General features: G+C 34.6%; 6 protein-coding genes. All 6 read right to left on the reverse strand.

All coding sequences use genetic code 11. The annotated features are described in order from the left end of the window. The coding region (locus ADJ83_RS23400; RefSeq protein WP_048717144.1) for an IS3 family transposase at window positions 1-586 on the reverse strand (586 nt) is incomplete at its 3' end. An 8-nt stretch (window positions 587-594) separates the two neighbouring features. After that, window positions 595-915: a transposase gene (locus ADJ83_RS23405; protein WP_016200952.1), complete on the reverse strand. Its 321-nt coding sequence runs from the start codon at window positions 913-915 to the stop codon at window positions 595-597. Window positions 916-1,076: 161 nt separating this feature from the next. Then, entirely contained in the window at window positions 1,077-1,259 is a 183-nt protein-coding gene (locus ADJ83_RS23410; RefSeq protein ID WP_031540268.1) for a hypothetical protein, read from the reverse strand. Between the two features lie 285 nt (window positions 1,260-1,544). Continuing rightward, the gene (locus tag ADJ83_RS23415) at window positions 1,545-2,612 is read right to left on the reverse strand and encodes an aromatic acid exporter family protein (protein ID WP_031540267.1); all 1,068 of its coding nucleotides are present in this window, start codon (window positions 2,610-2,612) and stop codon (window positions 1,545-1,547) included. A gap of 173 nt (window positions 2,613-2,785) precedes the next feature. Beyond that, window positions 2,786-3,865 carry an ATP-grasp domain-containing protein gene (locus tag ADJ83_RS23420; RefSeq protein ID WP_031540266.1) on the reverse strand — a complete coding sequence of 360 codons (1,080 nt, stop codon included), beginning with the start codon at window positions 3,863-3,865 and terminating at the stop codon, window positions 2,786-2,788. Between the two features lie 453 nt (window positions 3,866-4,318). Next, window positions 4,319-5,548 carry an IS110 family transposase gene (locus ADJ83_RS23425; protein WP_031540352.1) on the reverse strand — a complete coding sequence of 410 codons (1,230 nt, stop codon included), beginning with the start codon at window positions 5,546-5,548 and terminating at the stop codon, window positions 4,319-4,321. Window positions 5,549-5,969: the final 421 nt, after the last annotated feature.

The raw sequence follows: 5,969 nt of genomic DNA on the forward strand, positions 1-5,969 counted from the left end.
GAAAAGTATACGATGTATACACACTCCCCTGATCGGAGTGTATAATAACTCCTTCTGGCTGATTGCGTTTATCCAAAGCATCCTGCAGTGTATCAATTACTAATGTCGTTTGTTGATGATTATAAATCTTATAAGCTACGATTTCATTATTATACAAATCCATAATCGTAGACAGATATAATGTTTCGCTGCCATACTGGATATACGTAATGTCCGTTACCCACTTCTCATTTGGTTTACTTGCACTAAAATCACGATTAAGAATATTAGGTACAATGACTTCACTTTCTCCCTGCGATTTCCACTTGCGTTTTGGTTTCACCTTACACTGCAAATGATGCTTCTGCATAATGTTTTGAACTGTGTTCCTATTAAGATGAATATGATGTTCTCGCTTTAGAATAGCTCTAATTTTCCTATGACCATTTCTATATTTAGTAGCCTTACAGATTTCAATAATTAACTCTTCATGTTCATTCCGATATTCACCAAACCCTTTAGTCCAACGATAATAGCTAGCACGTGGAATCCCTAAAACTTTTAAAATGGAAGTAACGGTATATTTTTCACGAAATTGTTCAACCAATTGTACTACTAGCCCTTTATCGACTCCTTTCTCATCGCCATATACTTTTTTAGAATTTCATTCTCCATTTTTAGGTGAGTTAGTTGATTACTTATTCGCTCGTCCTTACTTAAAGAATCGGGCCCATGCCCAAATGTATATTGTTTACCAATTGGCTGATCAAACCGATACATTTCTCCATTTTTGTACCATCTCATCCAAGTTTCAATTTGAGTTTTATTTTTGATTTTGTATTTGTTCATAATTTCCCGTGTTGTTAATTTTCCTTCAAGCTTATCTCTTACTACCGCCCATTTAATCTCTTTTGTATATACAGTTTTTTTGCCCACGCAAAAACACCTCCGAATAATGTCACAATACTTATCTCAAGTATTGCCATTTTGGAGGTGTTTTATATTGTCTCACTATTTTAGGTTAGTCCACACTTTATTAATGGCTAAGACCCTTTTTTTAAATAGTATAAGAATTGATATAATAGCATATAAGTCTTTTAAATGATTTCTTCCTTGTTTCTACCTTCTTCCAATAAATTAGCTTTATTATAGTAAAAGATGTATTTTTGAAAATAATGGTTTCTCTCTAAGCCTCCTTTTGCTCGATTCGATTTTTGTGAATATTTAGTAGCCAGCCGTTTACTGTGTCTAATTTTTATTGTTAGTAAAACAGAATTCATCATTTTCCCCCTTCTAACCATTCTTAATAACGAACAAATAATCAAAAAAATAATCAGCTTTATTTTTATATTTTTCTCTTTTTTATTGATTCGTTATTAAGAACATATTTTGTATATAAACCCCTTTATACTTTTAAATATACTCATATATGTTCTTTATGTCAATGAATTTTCGTTTCTTTTAAAGAACAAATGTATAAACAGCTATTTGTTTTTTATAAGAAATAGCTATTTGGTAAAACTGAAATTTATCATGGTAAAGTACAAGGGTTCATAAGATAATCTTTATAAAGATTGGATTGAGGAATAGCAGGATAACTTTTTACGCTCTTCTATCCTTTCTATCTGTTTTAATTCCTTTAATAAATCACCTATACAAACTAACTCCATAAATAAATAAGTTATTTTCCAATTGTTGTCACTATTTATTTCTTCCTTTAATTCACTTGGGAGTAACCTACAACTTTGTATTAAAAGTGTTTTACTTATAGCGGAGTCCAATTCTTTTACATCGTCCATCTCTATTATTTCTTGTATATGGCCAATTGCATTCATCATTTCTTCTTTCTTTTCATCGCTTAGAGATATTTTTGTGAAGTTTGAAGAGCTTAACAGCCCAAGGTGATAAATTAGCTGTCGCAAAATAGCTACCTTTTTATATTCATAATGAAAAAGCTTCATACTTTCTCGACTCGAATGATATAATTTCCACTCCATTTTCTGATAGGAACAGAGCGTTTCTATACGATCCAAGTTCTTCCTCAATACATCAAAGGTATTTTTTGTGCTCTTATGTAAAGGCTGTTGGGCTATGATTTCCTTCCCCCTCATTTGAAGAAAGTTTCCAGCTTCTGCAGATAAAAATCTAATTTTATCCATAATCCCTTTTGAATAATCTGGGTGAATGACTAAAAGATTTACCAAAGAAGATACGATTAACCCAATGCCAGTTGTCCCTAATCGAACGAAAAATGATAAAGTATAATGGTCATGAACAGTGGAAATCATCGCTACTCCTGTAAGCGTGGCAACTAAGATACCTGCATGTAATCGTAATTTATGGCATGTAAACAAAGTACCAAGCGCTACGATTGTATACGTGTACGGTTGATCTCCTAACAGATATGTAAAAAGAACAGCATATGCTGCTCCTATTGCGGATGCAGGAAAACGGATAAATGCTTTTTTTATTGAGTCTCTTGCAGTTGGTTCTATCGTCACTATGGCTGTAATAACTGCAAACATTACTGGCCATTCCAACAAATAGCAAAAAACAGAGGTTAACAAAACCGCTATCCCTGTTTTTACGATCCTTCCACCTACTATTTTATTATTTATTAATGCTGTTATCATAGATGATACCTTCTTTATTTATTCATTGATTATCTTTATTATACTGCAGGAAAAATCCTCATAGGGGAAATTAAACATTTTATTTTTATAAAATAGAGGAGAAACATAATAATGAACCTATCTTCAAAAAAAGCAAAGAAGTTTGCATATATCAAACTCCTTTGCTTTGGCATTCACTTAGAAAGAAACGCTCTCTCCTGCGAACTTTTTTCGATAATGTTCTTCAATATTACTTCTTTTTCAAGATAACTGGATTTAATTCCAAAGTGGGGTTCTATATGTTCTATCGCTTTATTGCCCATCATTAATAATTTAACTGCTCGATAAGGCATATTAATTCCAGCAAGACAACTATAATGTAGACCCCCAGACATTCGTGGGTTAATCTCTAATAATTTTGGCTTGCCCTCTTTGTATTTCACTTGAATATTATAAACAAAGGGAATTTCTAAAACTTGATTTATTTTCTCCGCCAATGTAATTAATTCTTGATTGTGTTCTAGTTCCCTTACTCTTCCTTTTCCCTTTTTCCTTGGAATAGCTACCATTAACTCTCCATCGTATCCTAAACAATCAATACTATATTCTGTTCCATCCAAGTATTCCAACACCATTAAGGGTGGAAATTCTGATTGCTGCTTTAATATACTATAAGCATGATCAAATGTTATTTTATGAGAAATGCCTTTGTTAAATAGTTCTTCAATGCTGTCTAGGCTATCCTGAATGATTCGAAAACCATTCCCACCTTCTCCTATCACAGGCTTAAAGCATACAGTATGTCCTTTATCCTTTAAAGCATAATAAGCTGCTTTAAAAGCTTCTGCATCGCTGACAACAAAGTAATCAGGAATAGCAACATATTCCTTCAGTAGGGAATGTCTCTCTATTAACCGATAGGTAGCTTCTTTGTCATCGAGCTCCTCCATCAAACGAGCATCTGGGCAAACAAGTACCTTAACTCCTAAATCATTGAATTCCTTTATATGCTTGGCAATAAGGACATTTTCCTTCCGCGGAACAAATAGATCAATCGAATGGATACGACAAAATTCTAAACAAAATTGAAGATAATCTTCTCCCGTAACAGTTGGTTCTTTGAAAGCTGCATCACAATAACTTAAGTAAAGGGCATCTTCATTGCTAGAAGTTCCGTATACTTCAAATTCGATTCCATCTGAATTATAACGGATCATATCAATAAAATGTGCAACTGTTGTGAACCATTGGTTAAACCAAATTCTTTTTTTCATTTCTCTATCCTTTCAGCTATACTAATGATTTCCATTTTTTAGCTCTCTGAAATTTTTATTATGGATAACCTATCTTCTTTTTATTCCTATTGTTAAACAAAAATTCGACAACCTCTGTCAAATTCCTGCATCTTGCAGTACCCTTTTCTGAAACTTCTTTTTATTCACTCTGTTTCAAGTTTTTAAATTCAGGGAAAATAGATACAAATAATACTTTTATTTGTATAGACAGATTCTAATTTGTACTATTCTATTAGGCTCATGCTATAATTAATAAATAGTATTAATTTTGTAAAAATGTTAAAAGTCCTGCGGTAATATGTCAAGTACCAAAATCTAAGGAATTGGAAATTGTAAGCCAACCAATACCTAAAAAAGACAATACTTAAGAAACCCAGTAAGATATTAAACCATTTACTGGAAAATATTGAAGGATTTAGGATGTTTTATCCTTTAGTTATTCACCTTCCTTCTTGGCGTGTAGACTTGATCGTTGCGTAGCAGCGCATCGACCAACCGCACAAGTTTTCTTGCCGTTAAGACGAGTGCTCTTTTGTGTTGATGCTTAGGAACCTCACGATATTTTTTCAGGTAGTATGCCCGAAATTCAGGTTCATTTCGTTGAACCGAGTTGGCAGCTTCAACAAGGTAATAACGAAGAAATCTATTTCCTGAACGTATCATTTTGGTTTCCTCAGCTTGGAACTTTCCTGATTGATTCTTGGACCATGTAAGTCCACTATATTTGGCAATGGAAGCTTGGTTATCAAAGCGATCAATTTGTCCAATTTCGGCTAAAATACCAGCGGTATAGACTGGGCCTATTCCTGGAATCGTCTGTAAGGTATTAGGGATACCTTCTAGAAGCTTTTGGATGGCTTTGTCAAGTTCTTTAATCTGTTTAGTTATACTACGGATGGACTCTATTGAAGTCCCTAATAATAGGTCGATAGAATCTTCCACACACTTTGATAATCGGTAGGAAGATCTCGCAGCCTTTTGAATGGATTTCGCCACACACTCGGCGTCAGTAAAGCGATTTTTGCCCTTATCTTGAAGATAATTCGCAAGTTCTTGAAGATCCATTGAGCTAATTTCATCTAAGCTATATTGTTCAAGAAATAGCTCTAACATGGCATTTCCAAAAACCGAACTATCCACTTCAGTCGTAAAGGAACTACACTTATAAAATAAGTGTTGCAGAAAATATTGCTTTTCTCGCGTTAGGTTGTGAACGAGATGATATCTCATTCTTGTCAACCTTTGAAGAGCAATAAATTGTTCCTGCATCACCGCCGTTAGTGGAAGACGTCCAAACCGTAAGCGATCTGCAATAATCCAAGCATCGACTTGGTCTGTTTTATCCAGGTCAACATATGACTCTTTAAATTTTTTAATTAGTTTTGGATTAATAGTAAAGACTGTTGTTTTAAATTCTTTAAGAGATTCATCCTCGTGAAAAAACATAGCAGGATGCCAACTATAGACTGAAGTGGCCTCCATCCCGATTTGAATCTCGGAAATTGAGTTACTTTGGGCTATCTTGACAATCTGATCTTTCAGATAAGATGCCCCAGTCAAATTGTTGTCAACAGTGAGAGCAGTTAATGCTTCTCCTTCAAAATTCATGACACAAGCTTTCATATCTTGAGAGCTAACGTCTATTCCAACAAATAATTTCATGGTGGCTAACCTCCTTTCAATCTAGGATCAAGGGAAGGACTCTTCGGGATATCCCCAGTGTACTTGTCGGTCAATCACCCTCGCGTATTAGAACTCACTTTGGTCCATGAGCTGCCTGGAAGCTGCAACTTCCAGCATGGGCTGCCAAAGGGAACAGCCTGCGGGTTAGAAGTTCGAACAAGGACTGGGGAGACAGACTTTTGTAGTAGTCAAAGCTACAGGAGATGATAGAAATCCCCCAAATGATCCTAAGACCATTATCTAGGGACATCACGAAAAGTCCACCCTTTGGAAAACTTTTTCAGATAGTGGGGGGCTAGCCCCCCACTATCTGAACTAACATCTATAGAATTATCAAAGAACAATATTTTAATTGGAAATTACCTCGAAAGAGGACTATAAACTTACTATACGAGGAGAT

The sequence above is a fragment of the Bacillus sp. 522_BSPC genome, from assembly GCF_001076885.1.
Classification (GTDB): Bacteria; Bacillota; Bacilli; order Bacillales; family Cytobacillaceae; genus Niallia; species Niallia hominis.